This window comes from Allobosea sp. (genome assembly GCF_035944895.1).
GTDB lineage: Bacteria > Pseudomonadota > Alphaproteobacteria > Rhizobiales > Beijerinckiaceae > Allobosea.
In genome coordinates, this window is record NZ_DASZAT010000006.1 from 531,982 (window position 1) to 552,000 (window position 20,019).

20 protein-coding genes are annotated in these 20,019 nt (G+C 66.2%); 6 read left to right on the forward strand and 14 right to left on the reverse strand.

Annotated features, from left to right (window positions below; genetic code table 11):
- Window positions 1-218: 218 nt before the first annotated feature.
- Both VGV58_RS11095 and VGV58_RS11100 read left to right on the forward strand, forming a co-directional pair.
- Window positions 219-1,319, forward strand: a complete 1,101-nt coding sequence (locus VGV58_RS11095) for a Ppx/GppA phosphatase family protein (protein WP_326874067.1) — start codon at window positions 219-221, stop codon at window positions 1,317-1,319.
- A complete protein-coding gene (locus VGV58_RS11100) occupies window positions 1,316-2,041 on the forward strand; it encodes an RlmE family RNA methyltransferase (protein WP_326874126.1) in 726 nt (241 codons plus the stop codon). Before VGV58_RS11095 ends, VGV58_RS11100 begins: the two co-directional genes overlap by 4 nt.
- Before the next feature lie 15 nt (window positions 2,042-2,056).
- Here VGV58_RS11100 and VGV58_RS11105 read toward each other — a convergent pair whose 3' ends face one another.
- From VGV58_RS11105 to dctP, 4 genes are all read right to left on the reverse strand, one after another.
- Entirely contained in the window at window positions 2,057-2,491 is a 435-nt protein-coding gene (locus tag VGV58_RS11105) for a type II 3-dehydroquinate dehydratase (RefSeq protein ID WP_326874068.1), read from the reverse strand.
- Between the two features lie 17 nt (window positions 2,492-2,508).
- Entirely contained in the window at window positions 2,509-3,804 is a 1,296-nt protein-coding gene (locus tag VGV58_RS11110) for a TRAP transporter large permease (RefSeq protein ID WP_326874069.1), read from the reverse strand.
- Complete coding sequence (locus tag VGV58_RS11115; RefSeq protein WP_326874070.1) at window positions 3,801-4,319, reverse strand: TRAP transporter small permease; 519 nt, start codon at window positions 4,317-4,319, stop codon at window positions 3,801-3,803. The genes VGV58_RS11110 and VGV58_RS11115 overlap by 4 nt, the downstream gene beginning before the upstream one ends.
- Before the next feature lie 88 nt (window positions 4,320-4,407).
- Window positions 4,408-5,391, reverse strand: coding sequence for a TRAP transporter substrate-binding protein DctP (gene dctP, locus VGV58_RS11120; protein WP_326874071.1), 984 nt, complete (start codon window positions 5,389-5,391; stop codon window positions 4,408-4,410).
- 179 nt (window positions 5,392-5,570) lie between these two features.
- Here dctP and VGV58_RS11125 point away from each other — a divergent pair, with 179 nt between their 5' ends.
- On the forward strand, window positions 5,571-6,245 hold the full coding sequence (locus VGV58_RS11125) for a GntR family transcriptional regulator (protein WP_326874072.1): 675 nt from the start codon (window positions 5,571-5,573) through the stop codon (window positions 6,243-6,245).
- Window positions 6,246-6,320: 75 nt separating this feature from the next.
- Here the strand turns inward: VGV58_RS11125 and glpX are convergent, their stop codons facing one another.
- From glpX to VGV58_RS11155, 6 genes are all read right to left on the reverse strand, one after another.
- Window positions 6,321-7,319: a class II fructose-bisphosphatase gene (gene glpX, locus VGV58_RS11130; RefSeq protein ID WP_326874073.1), complete on the reverse strand. Its 999-nt coding sequence runs from the start codon at window positions 7,317-7,319 to the stop codon at window positions 6,321-6,323.
- Window positions 7,320-7,415: 96 nt separating this feature from the next.
- Window positions 7,416-8,756 (reverse strand): homoserine dehydrogenase, encoded by a 1,341-nt coding sequence (locus VGV58_RS11135; RefSeq protein WP_326874127.1) that lies wholly within the window; start codon window positions 8,754-8,756, stop codon window positions 7,416-7,418.
- 75 nt (window positions 8,757-8,831) lie between these two features.
- Window positions 8,832-9,263, reverse strand: a complete 432-nt coding sequence (locus VGV58_RS11140; RefSeq protein ID WP_326874074.1) for a hypothetical protein — start codon at window positions 9,261-9,263, stop codon at window positions 8,832-8,834.
- 138 nt (window positions 9,264-9,401) lie between these two features.
- Entirely contained in the window at window positions 9,402-10,622 is a 1,221-nt protein-coding gene (locus VGV58_RS11145) for an LL-diaminopimelate aminotransferase (RefSeq protein ID WP_326874075.1), read from the reverse strand.
- Between the two features lie 150 nt (window positions 10,623-10,772).
- Window positions 10,773-11,399: a glutathione S-transferase family protein gene (locus VGV58_RS11150; protein WP_326874076.1), complete on the reverse strand. Its 627-nt coding sequence runs from the start codon at window positions 11,397-11,399 to the stop codon at window positions 10,773-10,775.
- A 75-nt stretch (window positions 11,400-11,474) separates the two neighbouring features.
- Complete coding sequence (locus tag VGV58_RS11155) at window positions 11,475-11,828, reverse strand: hypothetical protein (RefSeq protein WP_326874077.1); 354 nt, start codon at window positions 11,826-11,828, stop codon at window positions 11,475-11,477.
- 107 nt (window positions 11,829-11,935) lie between these two features.
- On the opposite strand from VGV58_RS11155, the gene VGV58_RS11160 reads away from it, so the two are divergent.
- Both VGV58_RS11160 and VGV58_RS11165 read left to right on the forward strand, forming a co-directional pair.
- Window positions 11,936-13,777, forward strand: a complete 1,842-nt coding sequence (locus VGV58_RS11160) for a PHA/PHB synthase family protein (protein ID WP_414643934.1) — start codon at window positions 11,936-11,938, stop codon at window positions 13,775-13,777.
- Between the two features lie 103 nt (window positions 13,778-13,880).
- A complete protein-coding gene (locus VGV58_RS11165; RefSeq protein WP_326874078.1) occupies window positions 13,881-14,072 on the forward strand; it encodes a hypothetical protein in 192 nt (63 codons plus the stop codon).
- Window positions 14,073-14,224: 152 nt separating this feature from the next.
- Here VGV58_RS11165 and VGV58_RS11170 read toward each other — a convergent pair whose 3' ends face one another.
- Complete coding sequence (locus tag VGV58_RS11170; protein WP_326874079.1) at window positions 14,225-15,583, reverse strand: OmpP1/FadL family transporter; 1,359 nt, start codon at window positions 15,581-15,583, stop codon at window positions 14,225-14,227.
- Between the two features lie 465 nt (window positions 15,584-16,048).
- Between VGV58_RS11170 and VGV58_RS11175 the strand changes: the two genes are divergently transcribed.
- On the forward strand, window positions 16,049-16,897 hold the full coding sequence (locus VGV58_RS11175) for a fumarylacetoacetate hydrolase family protein (protein WP_326874080.1): 849 nt from the start codon (window positions 16,049-16,051) through the stop codon (window positions 16,895-16,897).
- A 493-nt stretch (window positions 16,898-17,390) separates the two neighbouring features.
- On the opposite strand, the gene argC is transcribed toward VGV58_RS11175, so the two are convergent.
- From argC to VGV58_RS11190, 3 genes are all read right to left on the reverse strand, one after another.
- Window positions 17,391-18,323, reverse strand: a complete 933-nt coding sequence (gene argC, locus VGV58_RS11180; protein WP_326874081.1) for an N-acetyl-gamma-glutamyl-phosphate reductase — start codon at window positions 18,321-18,323, stop codon at window positions 17,391-17,393.
- 364 nt (window positions 18,324-18,687) lie between these two features.
- Window positions 18,688-19,644, reverse strand: coding sequence for an agmatinase (speB, locus tag VGV58_RS11185; RefSeq protein WP_326874082.1), 957 nt, complete (start codon window positions 19,642-19,644; stop codon window positions 18,688-18,690).
- Between the two features lie 21 nt (window positions 19,645-19,665).
- On the reverse strand, window positions 19,666-19,944 hold the full coding sequence (locus tag VGV58_RS11190; RefSeq protein ID WP_326874083.1) for a hypothetical protein: 279 nt from the start codon (window positions 19,942-19,944) through the stop codon (window positions 19,666-19,668).
- Window positions 19,945-20,019 lie beyond the last annotated feature (75 nt).

The window sequence follows — 20,019 nt, forward strand, 5'->3', positions numbered from 1 at the left end:
TGGTCGCCGCCGACCTCATTATGCCGGCCAAGGCCGAGCTTTGCCGCGAAGACGGGACACAGGCAAGCACGGCCGAAGCTCGCCGCAGTTTCGCCACAGGTTCCGCTTGGCAGGGGCCGCGTGCTGTTGTTACGCTGCCCAACGAATGGAAACGTTCCAGCTTCTTGCTGGACTCCGGCAGGCCACCATGACGGCCCTGACCGGCGAAGGGTTAGCAAGTGACGGTCGAAGACCGCCAGGATTCCGACCGCCCCCTCGTGGCGGCGATCCCTCGACCGGGCGAGCGGCCCGCGCCGCCGGACGCGGTTCGCTTCGCTCCGGCCCCGTTCCAGCGCCCTCATCCGACCACCTATGCCGCGCTCGATCTCGGCACCAACAACTGCCGCCTGCTGATCGCCCGGCCAGCCCAGCACGGCTTCCGGGTCGTCGATGCCTTTTCGCGAATCGTGCGACTCGGCGAAGGGCTCGGCGCCAGCGGGAAGCTTTGCGACGACGCGATGGATCGGGCCGTCGAGGCGCTGAAGGTCTGCAAGAGCAAGATGGACCATCGCGGCGTCACCCGCGCACGCCTGATCACGACCGAGGCCTGCCGGGCTGCGACCAACGGCGTCGAGTTCGTCCGCCGCGTCGGCGAGGAAGCAAGGCTCGAACTCGAGATCGTCGACCAGCGCACGGAAGCCTCGCTCGCCGTCACCGGCTGCGCTGCGCTGGCAGCGCCCGAGGCCGGCGCGGTGATCGTCTTCGATATCGGCGGCGGCTCGACCGAGATCGTCTGGCTCGGCGGGCGCGAGGCCGGGCGCGACCCGGCCCAGCGCATCCGCGAATGGGCCTCGCTGCCGATCGGCGTGGTCTCGGTGGCGGAGCGCTATGGCGGCATCGAGGTCGGGCGCGAGAAGTTCGAGCGCATGGTCACCGACTGCAGCGAGGCGCTGGCGCCGTTCGCGGCGAAGGCGGCGGCGGCTAAGAACGCACCCAATTTCCATCTGCTCGGCACCTCCGGCACGGTCACGACGGTCGCCGGCATCCATTTGCGCCTGCCACGCTATGACCGGCGCCAGGTCGACGGTCTGTGGATGCAGGATGGGGACATCTGCAGCGTCATCGACGAACTCGTCGCGATGGACTATGCCCAGCGCCAGGCCAATGCCTGCATCGGCCGCGAGCGGGCCGATCTGGTTCTCGCCGGCTGCGCCATCTTCGAGGCGATCCGGCGGGCCTTCCCGAGCCCGAAGGTGCGCATCGCCGATCGCGGCCTGCGCGAGGGCATCCTGCTCAGGATGATGCACGAGGACCGCGCCTGGTGGCGCCGAAGGCAATGACGACGACGAAATCCGGCAGCGGCGGCGGCGCACGCGACCTGCGCATCAAGGTCAAGAAACCCGCCAAGCGCAGCCATTCCTCGCAGCTCTGGCTAGAGCGCCAGCTCAACGACCCCTATGTGAAGCGGGCGCGCGAGATGGGCTATCGCTCGCGCGCGGCCTTCAAGCTCGCCGAGATGGACGAGCGCTACAAATTCCTCAAAGCCGGCCAGAAGCTGGTCGATCTAGGCTGCGCTCCGGGCGGCTGGTGCCAGGTCGCAGGCGCCAAGGTCGGGCTCGAGAACGGCAAGGGCAAGATCATCGGCATCGACCTTCTGCCGGTCGATCCGATCCCGCATGTCGAGCTGATCGAACTCGACTTCATGGCGGACGAAGCCCCTGCCCTGCTGATGGAGAAGCTCGGCGGCAAGGCCGACGGCGTCATGTCCGACATGGCCGCCAACACCACCGGCCACAAGAAGACCGACCATCTCAGGATCATCGGCCTCGCCGAAGCGGCCGTCGAGTTCGCCAACGACGTGCTGGCGCCGGGCGGCTTCTTCCTGGCCAAGCTCTTCCAGGGCGGCGATTCGGCCGGGCTGCTGACACAGCTCAAGCGCGACTTCGCCCAGGTTCGCAACATCAAGCCGGCGGCGAGCCGGGCCGATTCCTCCGAGCTCTACGTCCTGGCGACCGGCTTCCGGCGCAAGGCCGAGCAAGCGGACCGCCGCGAGGCCGACTGACGCCGGGCCGGCGGCCTATCGGCTCGCAAGATCGATCGCCGCCCTCACCGCGACCGCATAGCCCTGAGGCCCAAGCCCGGCGATGACCGCCGTCGCAGCGAGCGAGACATAGGATTTGTGGTAGTGCGGCTCGCGCTGGTGGATGTTCGAGATGTGCAGCTCGACGATCGGCCCGGGGAACATCTTGAGCGCATCGAGGATCGCGATCGAGGTGAAGGAATAGGCCGCAGGGTTGATCACGATCGCGGCGCCCTCGTCGATCGCCTCGTGGATCCAGTCGACCAGTTCGTACTCGCGGTTGCTCTGGCGGAATATGACCTCGCGCCCGTCAGCGGCCTGCCGGCAAAGCACCTCGACCTCAGCCAGCGTGGTCGAGCCGTAGATCTGCGGCTCGCGGGTGCCGAGCCGGTTCAGATTGGGGCCGTTGAGGATGTAGATCGGCTTGCTCACGGGTCGGTCCTGTCCTGTCAGCCTTGGTAGCCCATCAGGCGCGGCAGCCAGAGCACGAGGCTGGGGAAGAAGGTGATCAGCGCCAGTGCGACGATCATCGCGCCGAGGAAGGGCATGCATTCGCGGACGATCTGGCGCAGCGGCACCTCGGCGATATTGGTCATGATGAAGAGCAAGAGACCGTAGGGTGGCGTGATCAGCCCCAGCATGATGTTGACCACGACGACGACGCCGAAATGCACCATGTCGATGCCGAGCGCCTTGGCGGTCGGGATCAGCACGGGGACGACGATCAGCAGGATCGCGGTGCCCTCGAGCAGGCAACCGAGCACAAGCAGCAGGATGTTGACCAGGATCAGGAAGCCGAGCGGCGAGAGGTTCCAGCCGGCGAGGAAGGCGCGCAGGCTGTCGGGGATGTTCTCGATGGTGACGACGTAATTGAAAACGAGCGCGCCGGCGATCAGCATGCCGATCGAGGCCGTGGTGCGCGCGCTGTAGGCGAGCGAATTGTAGAAGGCCTGCATGCTGACACTGCGATAGAGCAGCACGGAGACGGCGAGCGCATAGGCGGCGGCGACGGCGGCGGCCTCGGTCGGCGTGGTCGCGCCGCCATAGATGCCGCCGAGCAGCACCACCGGCATCATCAACGCCGGGAAGGCGCGCCAGGTGATGCCGGGCCATTGCCGCAGCGGGATCGGCGGCTCGACCGGGAAATTGCGGCGCCTGGCCGTCGAAGCGACGATCGTCATCTGCGCCAGCGCCATCAGCAGGCCGGGGATGACGCCGCCCAGGAAGAGGAAGCCGATCGAGGCGTCGGAGACCAGCGCGTAGATCACCATCGGGATCGAGGGCGGGATGATCGGTCCGATCACCGAGGAGACGGCGGTCAGCGCCGCCGCAAAAGCCGGCGGATACTTGCCGTCCTTGGTCATCATCGCCTGCATCATCCGGCCCGTGCCGGCGGCATCGGCGATGGCGGAGCCGGACATGCCGGCGAAGATCACGCTCTGGACGATGTTGACATGGGCGAGCCCGCCCCTGAAGCGGCCGACCAGCGCATCGCAGAAGCGCAGCAGCCGCTCGGTCATCGAGCCGATGTTCATCAACTCGGCCGCCAGGATGAAGAGCGGCACGGCGAGGATGACATAGTTGGTGTACATGCCGTTGAGCAGCTGCTCGGCGGCGATCGAGAGGTCCTGCCCGGCGACGAGCAGGTAGAGAATGGAGCCTGCGATCATCGCATGGCCGATCGGCAGGCCGAGCAGCGAAAGCGTGACGATGGCGAGGATGGCGAGGGAGAACGGCGTGCTCATACGCCCGAACTCGCCTTGGTCGGGTCGAAGGCCTCCGGTGCCTTGCCGCGCAACGCGCTGAAGCCGAGCCAGAGATAGCGGATGATCGCGCCGACTGCGAAGGCGATGTAGATCGCGTAGACCCAGTTGAAGGGCAGCTTCAGATAGGCGGTGCGCTCGACCTTCATGAAGGCGACATAGTCGGCCATCGCCGGCAGCGAGATCACATAGAGCACGACGAGCGCGGTCGCCGTGATCAGCGCCATCAGCCGGCGCGGCCCCGGCCCGACCGCGCCATAGATGATGTCGAAGCGGATCTCCTCGCTCTCGCGCAGCACGAAGCCGGCGCCGAACAGCACCATCCAGAGCCAGAGGATGACGCTGATCTCGTGCGTCCAGCCGATCGGGAAATTGAGCAGATAGCGAAAGACGATCTGCACGAGGAAGACGAGGAACATCGCGCCGAGCATCAGCGCGAGCAGGTTCTCGGCCCGGCGCGCCATGAAGGCGCCGAAGGCTTTCAGCGAGTGCGGCATCGCCCCTCCGGTGAAATTCGGCCCGCCGGCCCCTCCCTCGGCGGGCCACGCCGGCCCCGAGAGGCCAGCGCTAGACCTCGGTCGCGCCTTAGAGCGCGTTGATCTTGTCGATCATTCCGGGAACCCAGCCCTTGGCCAGCTCGGATGCCAGGTACTTCCTCTGGGCGAAATCGCGGAAGGCCTTGAGATCGGGCGTATAGACCTCGAGCCCCTGCTTCTTGAAGAAGTCGACCAGCTCGGCCTCCTTGGAGAGATGCTCCTTGGTGCTCCAGTCGATCGCGGCGTCGGCCGCGGCCTGGAAGGCTGCCTGCTTCTTCGCGTCCATCCCGTCCCAGACGCGCTTGGTGACGCAGAGCAGGTCGAAGCCGACGAGATGCGAGGTCAGCACGATCTGCGAGGAGACCTCGTAGAACTTCATGTTCTGGACGTTGGGCAGCGGGTTGTCCTGGCCGTCGATCGCGCCGCTCTGCAGACCGGTATAGACCTCGGCATAGGCCATCGGCGTCGGATTGGCGCCGAGCGACTGGCCGAGGAACTGCCAGGCGTCGCCGCCCGGCATACGCAGCTTGACGCCGGCGAGATCGGCCGGGGTGTTGACCTTCTTCTTCGGCTTCAGGCCGACCTGACGGGCGCCGAAATAGGTCGGCCCGAGGATTTTGATGTTGAGCTTGTCCTCGGCCATTGTCTTGAGCTCGGCGCCAACCGGGCTGGCGAAGACCTTCTTGAGATGGTCGGCATCGCGGAAGAGATAAGCCGAGGTGACGATCGACCAGGCCGGGATCTGGTTCGAGACGTCCTGCGGCGCGATGTTCCCCATTTCGAGGTTATTGCGCTGCATGGCGACCAGCTCGGTGCCCTGCTTGAACAGGTTGCCGCCGTAATAGGGCTGCAGCGTGAAGTCGTCTTTGATGGCCTCGCCGAAGCGCTTCATCATCTCGGCGCGGATGTCCTGCTCCGAGAACACCGCCGAGAAGCGCAGATTGGACTTGGCCTGGGCGAAGGCCGCGCCACCCGTCAGAGCGAATGCGCCACCGGCCGCGAGCAGAGCACGCCTGTCGATTCCCTGTTTCATGCCGTTCCTCCCCGTGCGGGTTGCCCCCGCTTCGCGGCTGACCATGCCCAAGGGAAAATCAGCAATCAACTGATATTTTCATTTTCCTATGATGATTTTAGTTTCACCATAACAATTGTACCTCCCCTGCTCCGCCGCTAAGCTCGCGTCGCCAGCCGCTGTTCCGGACGGACCCACACATGTTGAACTACGCGCCGCCGACCGCCTCGATCGGAGAGCTCGCCTATCGGCGCATCCGGGCCGATATCGTCTTCGGCCGGCTGGCGCCGGCGCAGCGTCTCAAGCTCGATGACCTGCGCGAGACCTACGGGACGAGCATCAGCACGCTGCGCGAGATCCTGAACCGGCTCTCGTCGGAGGGTCTCGTCGAGGCCGAGGGGCAAAAGGGCTTCATGGTCGCGGCCGTCTCGGCCAAGAACCTCAGCGAGATCGCCGCGTTGCGGCTGCTGCTGGAGGGGCATGCCCTCGCCCAGTCCTTCACCGTCGGCGACATGGAATGGGAGGGGCGCGTCGTCGCCGCCCATCACAAGCTGGCGCTGATGGAAAAGCGCATGCTCGACAATGACCGGGCCGATCCCGAGCTCTGGAAGCGCTATGACTGGGAATTCCATCACGCGCTGATCTCGGCCTGCGGCTCGCAGGCGCTGATGGAGACGCATGCCTCGGTCTATGACCGCTATCTGCGCTACCAGATGGTCGCCGTGATCTTCCGCGGCGAAGCGGCGGCGCAGGAACACCAGATCCTGCTCGACTGCGCGATGCGCCGCGACATCGCGCGCGCCACCGAGGTCCTGGCAACGCATATCAATGCCTGCGTCGAGCATACGCTTGCCGGCGGCAGGCTGCAGGGGTGAGCAGGCCGGCTCAAAAAAGAAGGCCCGCTCCGCGTCTCCACGGAACGGGCCCCACCATCACGACGAAAGACCTGCTCAGTCGAGCTTGAACTTCGAGAGCTCGCGGTGCTCGCCATAGATGCGACGGACCGTGCCGGTGATCGAGCGATAGACGATCGTTTCGGTCTCGATCACCTCGGGGCCGAAGCGCACACCCGAAAGCATGCCGCCATCGGTGACGCCGGTGGCGCAGACGATGACGTCGCCCGAGGCCATCTCGGCCATGTCGTACTTCTTGTTCGGGTCCGTGACGCCCATGGTCGCGGCGCGCTTGCGCTTCTCCTCGGTGTCGAGGATCAGGCGACCCTGCATCTGGCCGCCGACGCAGCGCAGCGCCGCCGCGGCGAGGACGCCTTCCGGCGCACCGCCGATGCCGAGATAGAGGTCAATGCCGGTCTTCTCCGGCTCGGTGCAGAAGATCACGCCGGCGACGTCGCCATCGGTGATCAGGCGGATCGAGGCGCCGGTCTTGCGGACTTCGGCGATCAGCTTCTCGTGGCGCGGCCGATCCATGATCAGCGTATTGATCTCGTGTGGCTTCACGCCCTTGGCGCGGGCGAGCGCATTGATGTTGTCCGCGGCCGAGGCGTCGAGATCGACGATCCCCGGGGGATAGCCGGGGCCGATCGCGATCTTGTTCATGTAGACGTCGGGGGCGTAGAGCAGCTGGCCGGCGCCGGCCATCGCCATCACCGCGATCGAGCCCGGCATGTCCTTGGCGCAGAGCGTGGTGCCCTCGAGCGGATCGACGGCGATGTGGACCTTGGGGCCCTGCTTGTTGCCGACCTTTTCGCCGATGAAGAGCATCGGCGCCTCGTCGCGCTCGCCCTCGCCGATGACGATCTCGCCATCGATCGGCAGGCGATTGAGCTCGCGCCGCATCGCATCGACCGCGGCCTGGTCGGCCGCCTTTTCGTCGCCATGACCGCGCAGGCGGGCGGCGGCGACGGCGGCGCGCTCGGTGACACGCACCAACTCCATCGAAAGATAGCGCTCGATGATCTGGTCGGGCGAAATGCGGAGATCGACGGACATGGAGGACTCCCTGAGCGCGTTAGCGGATGGCCGAGGTGAATAGCGAACGGATTGGCGATGATATGGCGAAGCCGTGGGCGACCGCGCCTTTCACGCTCATTCCCGCTCGATACGGATGACTTGCGGTGCTTCGGCGATGTGGCCGTCGGCGCTGACCTTCTCCAGGGCGCCGCGGATGGCCTGCTCGCTGGTGGCGTAGGTGATCAGCACGACCGGGACCGGCGCGCCGGAGCGCCCGCCGGGATCCTGCTGGGCGGCGATCTCGGAACGGCGCTGGACGATGCTCTCCAGCGAGATATCGGCCTCTGCCATCCGGGTCGCTATCGCGGCAGCCGCACCGGGGCGGTCGGCAACGGCGAGGCGGATATAGTAGCCGCCCTCATGGCGTTGCATCGGGGCACGCGTCGGCTGCTCCAGCCGCGCCACCGGCATGCCGAAGGGTTGGCCGGCCGTGCCACGGGCGACATCGGCGATATCCGCGATCACCGCCGAGGCGGTCGGGCCGCCGCCGGCGCCGGGGCCGACCAGAGTGATCTCGCGGACCGCATCGGCGTCGATCGTCACCGCATTGGTCACGCCCATCACCTGCGCGATCGCGGATGATTTCGGCACCATGGTCGGGTGCACGCGCTGCTCGATGCCTGTCTTGGTGCGCTCGGCGACGCCGAGCAGCTTGATCCGGTAGCCGAGTTCGTCGGCCATCTTCAGGTCGAGCGGCGTGATCGAGGAAATGCCTTCGACATGAATCGCTTCGGCGTCGATCTTCGTACCGAAGGCGAGGCTGGTCAGGATGGCGAGCTTGTGGGCGGTATCGAAGCCCTCGACGTCGAAGGTCGGGTCCGCTTCGGCGTAGCCCAGACGTTGCGCGTCCTTCAGGCAGGCCTCGAAGGTCAGGCCCTCGAGCTCCATGCGCGAGAGGATGTAATTGCAGGTGCCGTTGAGGATGCCATAGAGCCGGCTGACATTATTGCCCGAGAGCGCCTCGCGCAGCGTCTTCACCACCGGGATGCCGCCGGCCGAGGAGGCCTCGAAGGCGAGCGCCGCGCCCTTGCTCTCGGCGAGCTCGGCGAGCGCGACGCCATGGGCCGCGAGCAGCGCCTTGTTGGCGGTGACGACATGCTTGCCGGCGGACAGGGCGGTCTCGACCGCCTTTTTCGCCGGCCCGTCCGAACCGCCGATCAGTTCGATCAGGCAGTCGATCTCGGGGGACGCGGCAAGAGCCACCGGATCGTCGAACCAGGCGAAGCCGGACAGATCGATGCCGCGGTCGCGATTGCGATCGCGCGCCGACACCGCCGTTACGCGGATCGGCCGGCCGCAGCGGGCGGCGAGCGCGTTCTCCTGGCGCTTCAGAATGCCGGCGACCGCAGCGCCGACTGTTCCCAGGCCGGCAATGCCGACGCGCAGGGGCCTGATCTCGGAGGAAGCAGCGTGCATGGTCATGAGCGGCGGGGTCGCATGAGGCGCGCGGGGAGTCAACGGCGATGGGCCCGACCGCGCGCTCGTCACCCCTCACTCGAAGCGGCAGACGACCTCGGCGGCCAGCTTGTGGACCTTGCCGTTCTCGAAGCCGAGATAGAGCCGCAGCAGCTGGTTGCCGAAAGCGGTGATCTTGATGGTGCGCAGCGCCTCGACGCTGTCGCCGTCGGCCTGGGTCGAATTCTCGTCGATCGGCTTCCAGAACCAGGGCTTGGGTGCCCGGATCACCGTCTGCGCCAGCAATTGCTCGGCTTCGGCCCGGCCCATGCCGGCCGGAAAATACTTGCCGGCGATCTCGGTCGCGTCGCGACCGCATTCCTTGGCCCGCGAGGCGGTCAGCACCTCGGCGATCAAAGCGGAATCGGTATCGGTGTTGCGGCCGCGCGAGAAATCATAAGTCGCGAACAGGCAGACCAGCGCGAACAGGCCGAACATGATCCCGATCAACCGGCCTTTCGAGACCATGATGCACTCTTTATCCCTGCTATCCGCCCCCGTGCTGGGTTCCCATGTTTCGACGGCCCGGTCCAGTGCCGGCGCGCAACACCGGGGGCTGTCTTTCCGGGGCAGCCCGCAGGGCTGAGCCCGGAATGACGGCGTGCCCTACCCCGCCTTCGGCATCTGGATGACGTTGTGCAGGGTCTGGTCGGCGCTCTTCAGGAAACGGCCGATATTGCGAGCCGCCTGACGGATGCGCTGCTCGTTCTCGACGATGGCGATGCGGACATAGTCGTCGCCATGCTCGCCGAAGCCGATGCCCGGGGCGACCGCGACCTCGGCCTTCTCGATCAGCAGCTTGGAGAATTCGAGCGAGCCGAGGTGACGGAACTTCTCCGGGATCGGCACCCAGGCGAACATCGAGGCCTGCGGCGCCGGGAACTCCCAGCCGGCCTTGCCGAAGCTCTCGACCAGCGCGTCGCGGCGCTTGCGATAGACGTCGCGCATCTCGCGGATGCAGTCGTCCGGACCGTTCAGCGCCGCCGCCGCCGCGACCTGGATCGGCGTATAGGCGCCGTAGTCGAGATAGGACTTCACACGCGCCAGCGCGGCCAGAAGCTTCTCGTTGCCGACGGCGAAGCCCATGCGCCAGCCGGCCATGGAGAAGGTCTTCGACATCGAGGTGAATTCGACGGCGACGTCGATCGCGCCCGGCACCTGCAGCATCGAGGGCGGCGGATCGTTCTCGTCGAAATAGACCTCGGCATAGGCGAGGTCCGAGAGCAGGATCAGCTCATGCCGCTTCGCGAAGGCGACGAGGTCGCGATAGAAGTCGAGTGAGGCGGTATAGGCGGTCGGGTTCGCCGGATAGCAGGTGACGAGCGCGATCGGCTTCGGCACCGAATGCGCCATCGCCCGCTCCACCGCCGGGAAGAAGGCCGGCGTCGGCTCGGCCGGGACGGAGCGGATCACGCCGCCCGCCATCAGGAAGCCGAAGGCATGGATCGGATAGCTCGGATTGGGCACGAGCACGACATCGCCGGGGCCGGTGATGGCCTGCGCCATATTGGCGAAGCCTTCCTTCGAGCCCAGCGTAGCGACAACCTGAGTGTCGGGGTTGAGCGTCACGCCGAAGCGGCGCTGATAGTAATGCGCCTGGGCGCGGCGCAGGCCGGCAATGCCCTTCGAGGCGGAATAGCGATCGGTACGCGGCTTGCCGGCGGTCTCGACCAGCTTCTCGATGACATGCTTGGGCGCCGGCAGGTCAGGGTTGCCCATGCCGAGATCGATGATGTCGACGCCCTTGGCGCGCTCGGCAGCCTTGATCTTGTTGACCTGTTCAAAAACATAGGGCGGCAGGCGCTTGATGCGGTGGAAATCGGTCATCTCGGCAACGGGTCCTTGCGGATCGCCCTGCTTAAGCACGGCAAATCACATTCTTGCGTTGCAATGCCTTACCACCGCAGCTTTCGCCCTGACAGGGCAAAAAACGCAAGATTCATCGAAAGGCTATGCATGCCGCCCGATTGCAACGGCTCAGGCCGGCGGAATGAAGGGCTGGCTGATCGTCCGGAACACGTCGAGCTCCTCGCAGCGGGCGCAATGCGCTTCCAGCGCCGGATAGTCGTTCAACGCGACGAGATCGGGATGCGCCTCGCCAGCGAAGCGCAGCGCGCAGGCGAGCGCGATGTCGGCATGGCCAATGCGATCGTCGAACCACCAATCGCCGATACGCTCGGCCCTCTCCCGCTCCAGGGCGGCGAGAGCGCCCGCGATCTGGCTGCGGCAGCGCCCGGCCCAGGCCTCGGAGACCTGGTCGTGCAAGCGCAGCTCGTAGAACAGGCTCACCGCCTTCTCCGCGAGCCCCATCGCCAGCGCCGCGACGCGCAAGGCCCGGTGGCGCCCCGGCTCCGTGCGCGGGAACAGGGCAAGCTCGGGAGGAACGAGATTGTCGAGATAGTCGAGGATGGCATGGCTCTCGACCAGCACGAGCCCGTCATCGAGCTCGAATGTCGGCACGCGAACCAGCGGGTTTAGGGGCGCGATCCTGTCGCCGTCGCCGAAGACCGACCAGGGCCTATGCTCGAAGGGCAACTCGTAGAGCGTCAGCGCGATGCCGACGCGGCGCACGAAGGGCGAATCATACTGGCCGATCAGGATCATCGCTGGCGCTCCACCGAGGAGCCGCCATTGGATTGATCCGGGCGATGCAAGGCAAGCGGCCCACGCCCGCCGCCCTCACTCCTTCGGCTGCGGCGGTGGTGCCGGTGGCGGCAGGACCTTGCCGAGGCTCTGCGCCTGCGCGCCGGCGGCGTCGTTGGAGATTCGCTTGGCTTCCAGCTCGGCCTCGAGCTTCTTGAACTCGTCGACGGTCTTGCGCTTGGCCGGCCGCGAGACGGTGGTGCCGATCGGGATGTATTTCGGATCCTGCGGCCGGGTCTCGGTGACGAAAGGCTTGGGATCGCCGGGTTTGGTGGCGAGATCGGTCATTTCAGCCACGCCGCGGGTGGCTTCGCAACCTCCGAGTACAGTCCCGACGAGCAGGACGAGCCCGGCCGCCCTGAGCGAGATTTCGATCCGCCTGTCAGCCATCGCCCTGCTTCCGCAAAATTTCTTTGTCACTCATACCGGTTAGGTCCTTAATGGGTCCAAAATGGGGAGTGCAACTCCTGCGTAAGGCTACCGAGGGGAGCGCCATCATGTGTCCGCCAGCTGACGAGAAGGGCAAGACCGGGCCAAAGCCTGCGGAAGCTCCGTTCGCCGAGCTCCCGGGCGTGCCCGATTTCGATGCGATGGCGCAGAACATGGGCAAGCTGGTCGAGCAGGCCGGCAAGGTGACAGCCGCCTATCTGAAGCCGATCGAACGCGGCGAGGCCAAGACCGGCCAGGCCGACGAAGCCAGCGAAATGGTCAAGGTACTCGGGCGCGTCGCCGAGCGCTGGGTCAGCGATCCCCAGAAGATCATCGAGGCCCAGGGCGCGATCACCAGCGACTTCCTCTCCCTGTGGAGCTCGACCCTGAAGCGCCTGAGCGGTGAGCAGGTCGAGCCGGTGATCGCCCCCGAGAAGCGGGACGCACGCTTCGCCGATCCGGAGTGGAACAGCCATCCGGTCTTCGACTTCGTCAAGCAGGCCTATCTGCTGACAACGCGCTGGGCCGAAGGCATGGTCGAGCAGGCGGACGAGCTCGATCCGCATACCCGGGACAAGGCCCGCTTCTACGTCAAGCAGATCGCCGGGGCCCTCTCCCCCTCGAACTTCGTCGCGACCAATCCCGAGCTGCTGCGCGAGACCATGGCGCAGAACGGCGAGAATCTGGTGCGCGGCATGAAGATGCTGGCAGAGGACGTCGAGGCCGGCGGCGGCGAGCTCAAGATCAGGCAGTCCGATGCCGGCGCCTTCCAGATCGGCGTCAACATCGCGACGACGCCGGGCAAAGTCATCTACCGCAACGACATCATCGAGCTGATCCAGTACGCGCCGGCGACCGAGACCGTGCTGAAGCGGCCGCTCCTGATCGTGCCGCCCTGGATCAACAAGTTCTACATCCTCGATCTCAACGCCGAGAAGAGCTTCATCCGCTGGTGCGTCTCGCAGGGCCTCACCGTCTTCTGCATCTCCTGGGTCAACCCGGACCATCGCCACGCGCTCAAGGATTTCGAGAGCTATATGCGCGAGGGCATCTTCGCGGCGCTAGAGGCGATCGAACAGGTCACCGGCGAAAAGCAGGTCTCAACGATCGGCTACTGCGTCGGCGGCACGCTGCTCGGCGTGACCCTGGCCTATATGGCGGCTGTGAAGGACAAGCGCATCGCCAGCGCGACCTTCTTCACCACCCAGGTCGATTTCGCCCATGCCGGCGAGCTCTCGGTCTTCGTCGACGAGGAGCAGATCCGCGCCGTCGAGGAGCAGATGGCCGAGCGCGGCTACCTCGACGGGGCGCGCATGTCCGGCGCCTTCAACATGCTCAGGCCGAACGACCTGATCTGGTCCTATGCCGTCAACAACTACCTCAAGGGCAAGGCGCCGACCCCGTTCGACCTGCTCTACTGGAATTCGGATTCGACCCGGATGCCGGCGGCGAACCACTCGTTCTACCTGCGCAACTGCTATCTCGAGAACAAGCTAAGCAAGGGCGAGATGCGCCTCGGCGGCAAGCTGCTCGACCTGAAGAAGGTGACGATCCCAATCTACAATCTGGCAACGCGCGAGGACCATATCGCCCCGGCGAAGTCGGTCTTCGTGGGATCGCAGACCTTCGGCGGACCGGTCGACTACGTCATGGCCGGCTCCGGCCACATCGCCGGCGTGGTCAACCCGCCGAACAAGGTGAAGTACCAGTACTGGACCGGTCCAAAGCCGGAAGGCGCCTTCGAGGACTGGGTGAAGACAACCGAGGAACACCCGGGTTCCTGGTGGCCGCACTGGCTCGCCTGGCTGGAGAAGCAGGCTCCCAAGCGCGTCAAGCCGCGCATCCCCGGCGAGGGTCCCCTGCCCGCGCTCGAGGACGCGCCGGGGAGCTATGTGAAGATCAAGGCGTAGCACACCGACATCGCAGCGGATTCGACACACTCCATCGATCTGGCTGGATGTGAACGGCTGTTCATTGCCTCGCGCGCGAAGCGGCACAAGCCTGCTGCTGCGGTTGGGGACTATCGGTGCCGTTGTCTCGGCCACTGTCTCCGCCGCCAGGATCGACCGCGACGCCCTCACCGCCGAAGCCGGGCTCGACTGGCGCATTTCGCAGGCCACGGCCCTCGGCCTGACCTACTCCGCGGCCGTCAGCGAACGCTCCCGCGATCACGCCCTCAAGGGACGCGTCGAGATGCGGTTCTGACGGCAAGAGGCGGAGGAGAACCACCGCCCTGCCGAGCGGCCCTTGCCTTCCGCTCTCCCGCGCGGCAATGCTCGGCCCCCTTTTTCAAAGGCGCGCCCCAACAAAAAAGCCGGCCCGAAGGCCGGCTCTTTCGTCAGCAGAGGACGAACCGCTCAGTTCTTGCGGACCACCGGGCGGACCGGGATCGTCTCGGCCGGGTTGTCCCAGCGATAGGTCAGAGCGGCGGAGACGACGTGGATATAGGGCTCGGCCTGGCCGGTATAGGACACCGCCCGCAGCGACGGATTGAAGACCTGCTGCGGATTGTTACCCGTGTAGTTCACCTTGGCCTTGTTGACGTGGATATAGGTGTAGCCGACATCGAGCTTGAACTTCTCGGTGAGCTGGTAGCTCAGACCGGCGCTGAGCCAGAGCCGATCATTGTCCGAGATGAAGATCTGACGGTTGTCGTCGTTCACCGCCGAGAGCTCGTAGGCCACACCGGCGCGCAGGGTCAGATCGCGGCTATACTTGTACTCGACACCACCCGAGAAGAACCAGCTGTCGTCATACTGGAAGTTCAGGCTGGTGAGCGGCACGCCACCGGCGCGAGTCACGACCGGGATGTTGCGGAAGCGGCTCCAGTTCGTCCACTCCACGCCGAGATGGGCCTGCCACTGGTCGTTGATGACCTGCGAGACACCCAGCACGACCGAGTCGGGCAGGTTCAGGTTGGCCTTGACCGGGATGTAGCCGGTCGCCGCGCTCCGCAGGCTGCCTTCCAGCGTCTGCTTGACCGAAGAGCGGTAGGCCAAACCGATCGTCGTGCCCTCGAACGGGGTCAGCGTGGCGCCGAAGCGATAGCCGAAATCGATCGTGTCGCCCTGGATGATGACCGGCGTTGCGGCGGCGGTGACACCGTTGGCCTGCTTCAGGCTGGCCTTGAAATACTGGATCTGCAGCGCCGCGCCGATCGAGAGCCAGTCATTGACCTTGTAGCCGATCGTCGGGGAGACGTTGATCGTCTGCACCTTGGCCGAGCGGCCGAAGACCTGCGCCGCATTGACCTGGTTGTCGGGCTTCGAGCGCAGGCCGAACGGCGCGCCGGTGGTCAGACCGATCCAGAACCGGTCGGTCAGCTGCCAGGAGGAATAGGAGGCCGGGATGAAGGCACCGTCGCCGCCGATATTGCCGGTGCCCAGAGTGCTGCCGCCGGCGGCCTGGATCGGAACCGTCGCCCCCGAAGGCGTACGCACCGTCGTCGTCGAGGTCGGCTGATAGTCGCCGTTGGCATAGAGATAGGTGAAGTTCCACTGGCTGTTGCGGCCCGGGAACATGGTGATCGTCGCCGGGTTCCAGGCCATCGAGCCCATGCCGATGCCGCCCGCCGCCGCGCCGGCATAGGCCATGCCGAGACCTTCGGCGCTCTGGCCCGAGCGGATCGCGAAGGAACTCGCCGAAGCCGCGCCGGCCGCCAGCAGCGCCGAGAGCGAGACGGTGGCGGCGGTGGTGAGTTTCAGAAGGCTCTTCATCGCGGCGTTTTCCCCAGGCTGAGGTTCTTGTTGTGGCGGTTGCGGCGAAGCAGGCCGCGGAATCTGTCATCACCATGCCGCCTGCCGGTTTCCGCCGCAATCCCGCCTTGATAGCCATCAAATCGCCCTGCTCGGCCGGCTTTCCGCATCGGCAGGGCCAAAAACGTGCAAAAATGGCGGGTTTCGCGCAGACTGCAGCAAGGCCGGCGACAGAAAAGATAGTTTAGATGCGAACTATCGCGGATTTTGCCATTGTGCGCCGCAACATAGGCTCAACCGCAGGCTCCGAACCATAGCGCGCTTTCGTGAGGACCGTTGCATAAGCGCCACAACTCCCGGCACGCCCGCAAGCATGGCATGCGTCGCGGCGGGCTTGCATCGCAGGGGCAGTCCGCACAGGATCGGCCCGACCTTCGGTCTAGCCTTACACACTCCGTTTGAAACGATTGAAAAGGGGGAAACGACGTGAAACTGGTTCGTTACGGCGCATTCGGTCAGGAGAAGCCCGGCGTTATCGACTCTGCCGGCAAGCTGCGCGACCTCTCTGCGCATGTCTCCGACCTCGCCGGCGCGGCGCTCAAGTCCGCCTCGCTCGCCAAGCTGAAGGCCCTGTCCCCCGAATCACTACCGCTGGTCGATGGTTCGCCGCGCATCGGCGCCTGCGTCGGCGATGTCCGCAATTTCATCGCCGTCGGCCTCAACTTCGCCGACCACGCCGCCGAGACCGGCGCGCCGATCCCGGCCGAGCCGATCCTGTTCAACAAGGCCCCGAACTGCATTGTCGGCCCCAATGACGACGTGATCATCCCGAAGAACTCGAAGAAGACCGACTGGGAGGTCGAGCTCGCCATCGTGATCGGCGACGGCGGCTCCTATATCGCCGAGAAGGACGCGATGGCCGCGATCGCCGGCTTCTGCGTCTGCAACGACGTCTCCGAGCGCGAGTTCCAGACCGAGCGCGGCGGGCAATGGGCCAAAGGCAAGGGCTGCCCGACCTTCGGCCCGCTCGGCCCCTGGCTGGTGACCCCGGACGAGATCGCCGACGTACAGAATCTCGCCATGTGGCTCGAGGTCGACGGCGAGCGCGTCCAGAACGGCTCGACCAAGACGATGATCTTCGGCGCCGCCTATCTCGTCCACTATATCAGCCAGTTCATGCAGCTCGATCCGGGCGACGTCATCACCACCGGCACCCCTCCCGGCGTCGGCCTCGGCTTCAAGCCGCCGCGCTTCCTCAAGGGTGGCGAGACCGTCGCCCTCGGCATCGAGGGCCTCGGCACGCAGAAGCAGCTCTTCAAGCCCTACGCGGGCTGAAACGGCAGCGGCCGGCCGCCCTTGCAGGCGAGCCGGCCGCAACCTCGATCCGACGTCTGGAGCCGAGAGAAAAAGCGCCGCCGGAGGGCTCTTCGACCTCCCCCCGGCAGCGCTAGCGGCCGTACCCTGGCACGGCCGCTTCAGTCCCTGAGACGCCTATTCGGGCTTGGAAACCTGATGACCTGCGCAGATGCCGGCATCGGCATGCCGGTCGAGACGTTTGGCGCCTCGTCCCTCCGGGCGGCGAGATCTAGCCCGTCCGGAGCCAGCCGCTCGATGTTCACCACAGCGCGCTCGCGCTCAAGTCTGCGCCGGCTGCGCGCAAGACGCACGCCCAACGTATCGAATCCCGGCATCGAATCGCCCCCGCTCCCTAGCCGCCACGATCAGCTATGATCGCAAGCAGACATGGCCGCATCCCCCATTTGGGGGGTGCAGCCACTGTTTCGCCACGAAGCGGAATCGTGAGCCGGTGCCGAGCCGGATACCGGAATCAGCCCTCCGGCAGGCCGAGCATCAGGCGGATGTTCTGGACGGCCGCGCCGGACGCGCCCTTGCCGAGATTGTCGAGCCGGGCGACGAGCACGGCCTGGCCGAGATCGGCATTGCCGTAAACGCGCAGCTCGAGCTTGTTGGTGTCGTTGAGCGCCTCAGGCTCGAGCTTGCCGCCAGCTTCCGCCGGCAGGACGCTGACATAGCTCGAGCCGGCATAGCGCTCAGCCAGCGCCGCTTCGAGATCGGCAGGCTTGGGCTTGCCCGGCAGGGTGTCGAGATGCAGCGGCACCGAGACCAGCATGCCCTGCCGGAAATTGCCGACCGAAGGCACGAAGATCGGCCGCCGCTCCAGCCGCGAATAGGCCTGCAGCTCAGGCAGATGCTTGTGCTTGAGGCCGAGGCCGTAGAGCTCGAAATCGGGCGCCGTGCCGGCTTCATAGGCCTCGATCATGCTCTTGCCGCCACCGGAATAGCCGGAGACCGCATTGACGGTGATGGGATAGTCGGCAGGTAGCAGCCCGGCATCGACGAGCGGGCGCAGCAGCGCGATGCCGCCGGTCGGGTAGCAGCCGGGATTGGCGACCCGGTTGGCATTGGCGACCTTCTGGGCGAAGCCCGGCTCCAGCTCCGCAAAGCCATAGGTCCAGCCCGGCGCGATGCGATGGGCGGTCGAGGCGTCGACGATCTTGGGCGCGTCGCTGCCGAGTTCGTCGGCGAGCGCGACGGATTCCTTGGCGGCATCGTCGGGCAGGCAGAGCACGACGAGATCGACATCCGCCATCATCTGCTTGCGGGCGGCCGGATCCTTGCGCTTGTCCGGATCGATGCTCTTGACCACGACCTCCGCCACGTCGGCGAGGCGCTCGCGGATGCCGAGCCCGGTGGTGCCGGCTTCGCCGTCGATGAAAATGGATTTCAGGTTCTGGCTCATCGGACCCTCGCAAGGTGTCTGGTGGAAGCGGGCGGAACTGGTTGGCTGGCTTTGGAACTTGGCCTTGTCGCAAGACCGGACATCAGTTTTGCGACGGGCATAAAAAAACCGCGCTCAGGGCGCGGTCGCGGGCGTTCGGGCTAGAAGCCGAGCGTCATCGCGGGCGCGCCGGGGCGGCCTGTTCACTACGACGTCGGGTCGGGTTCGTGGTCATGCGGCGCTATATGTTCCGGGCGGGAGCGGCTGTCAATGATGGGGGCGCCGGAACCGCAACGCAGAACCCCTCTCCTGGAAGGAGAGGGTCCCCCCCGCCTCAATACCGCAATGCTTGGAATCAGATGGCAGCGGAAGCTGCGATTCCGATTCACCCCGCCTTCTTCAGCGCCAGTGCCTGCAGATAGTGCTGCGCCACCGCCGCGCCCGCGATCGCGGTCGCATCGGCATGATCGTAGGGCGGCGAGACCTCGACGATGTCCATGCCGCGGAAGTCGAGGTCGCGGATCGCCCAGACCATCCGCAACGCCTCGGCTGAGGAGAAGCCACCAGCGACCGGGGTGCCGGTGCCGGGCGCGAAGGCCGGGTCGAGCGCGTCGATGTCGAAGGTGAGATAGGCCGCCCCCTGCCCGACCCGCTCCTTGATCGCGGCAGCGATGCCGTCGACGCCAAGCGCGTGCGCCCGATAGGCGTCGATCACCTTGATACCGCAATCGCGCGGCGCGACGGTGCGGATGCCGATCTGGATCGAGCGCTCGGTGTCGATCAACCCCTCGCGCACCGCCTCGAGCACGAAGGTGCCGTGGCTGATCGCGCCGACGCCATCATCCCAGGTGTCCTGATGCGCGTCGAACTGCACGATGGCGAGCTTGCCATGGCGAGCGACATGGGCGCGCAGCAGCGGCAGCGTGATGAAGTGATCGCCGCCGAGCGTGATGAGCTGGGCGCCACCCGCGATGATCGCTGCTGCCTCGTTCTCGATCGCCCGGGCGCAGCCCTGCAGGTCGCTGCGTGGCAGCAGGCAGTCGCCATAGTCGACCACGGCGAGCGTCTCGAACGGATCGATCCGCGAGGGATATTGCGCGTCACCGTCGAAGATCGCGCTGACGCGGCGCAACGCCTGGGGCCCGAAGCGCGTGCCGGGCCGGTTCGAGACGGCAAGGTCGAAGGGCACGCCCCAGACCACGGCATCGCAGCCGGCGATGTCCTTGCTGTAGCGGCGGCGCATGAAGGAGAGCGCGCCGGCATAGGTCGGGTCATGAGCCGGGCCCTTGCGGTCGCCGGTGAAGGCGTGGTCGATCGGCGGGGTCTGCGTCGGTTCGGTCATGTCGAAAAATCCGTCGGAAAGTCAGCGCCGGCCGTTGAGCCAGACATAGAGGCACCAGGGCAGGATCAAGGCGAGCCCGGTCAGGACGAGCCGCAGCGTCGTCCAGGCGACCGGATATTGCAGCGCCCTGCCGTCGAGCTCCGGCACGCCATGGATCAGGCCGAGCGCGAAGGCCGGCGCCAGGAAGACGATCAGCGCATTCACGATCCGGCGGCCGCGCGGCAGGTCGCTGCGCGCCAGCGCGAGCAGGGCCGGCACCGCGACCATGCCGAAGGCTATCAGGACGAATAGAACGCGCATGGCGGCTTCCGGTTGAACAGGGCGGCAGCCGATTTAGCACGGACGCGCCGCGGCTCCAGCCGTCTGCGGCTGTTC

Bases quoted from the DNA above. Each gene is read 5' to 3' on its own strand.
- VGV58_RS11115 (WP_326874070.1), bottom strand. From the start codon at position 4,319: ATGCCGCACTCGCTGAAAGCCTTCGGCGCCTTCATGGCGCGCCGGGCC.
- VGV58_RS11135 (WP_326874127.1), bottom strand. From the start codon at position 8,756: ATGCACGCTGCTTCCTCCGAGATCAGGCCCCTGCGCGTCGGCATTGCC.
- VGV58_RS11155 (WP_326874077.1), bottom strand. From the start codon at position 11,828: ATGGCTGACAGGCGGATCGAAATCTCGCTCAGGGCGGCCGGGCTCGTC.
- VGV58_RS11110 (WP_326874069.1), bottom strand. From the start codon at position 3,804: ATGAGCACGCCGTTCTCCCTCGCCATCCTCGCCATCGTCACGCTTTCG.
- VGV58_RS11140 (WP_326874074.1), bottom strand. From the start codon at position 9,263: ATGGTCTCGAAAGGCCGGTTGATCGGGATCATGTTCGGCCTGTTCGCG.
- VGV58_RS11125 (WP_326874072.1), top strand. From the start codon at position 5,571: ATGTTGAACTACGCGCCGCCGACCGCCTCGATCGGAGAGCTCGCCTAT.
- dctP (WP_326874071.1), bottom strand. From the start codon at position 5,391: ATGAAACAGGGAATCGACAGGCGTGCTCTGCTCGCGGCCGGTGGCGCA.
- VGV58_RS11100 (WP_326874126.1), top strand. From the start codon at position 1,316: ATGACGACGACGAAATCCGGCAGCGGCGGCGGCGCACGCGACCTGCGC.
- VGV58_RS11150 (WP_326874076.1), bottom strand. From the start codon at position 11,399: ATGATCCTGATCGGCCAGTATGATTCGCCCTTCGTGCGCCGCGTCGGC.
- speB (WP_326874082.1), bottom strand. From the start codon at position 19,644: ATGACCGAACCGACGCAGACCCCGCCGATCGACCACGCCTTCACCGGC.
- VGV58_RS11160 (WP_414643934.1), top strand. From the start codon at position 11,936: ATGTGTCCGCCAGCTGACGAGAAGGGCAAGACCGGGCCAAAGCCTGCG.
- VGV58_RS11190 (WP_326874083.1), bottom strand. From the start codon at position 19,944: ATGCGCGTTCTATTCGTCCTGATAGCCTTCGGCATGGTCGCGGTGCCG.
- argC (WP_326874081.1), bottom strand. From the start codon at position 18,323: ATGAGCCAGAACCTGAAATCCATTTTCATCGACGGCGAAGCCGGCACC.
- VGV58_RS11145 (WP_326874075.1), bottom strand. From the start codon at position 10,622: ATGACCGATTTCCACCGCATCAAGCGCCTGCCGCCCTATGTTTTTGAA.
- VGV58_RS11170 (WP_326874079.1), bottom strand. From the start codon at position 15,583: ATGAAGAGCCTTCTGAAACTCACCACCGCCGCCACCGTCTCGCTCTCG.
- glpX (WP_326874073.1), bottom strand. From the start codon at position 7,319: ATGTCCGTCGATCTCCGCATTTCGCCCGACCAGATCATCGAGCGCTAT.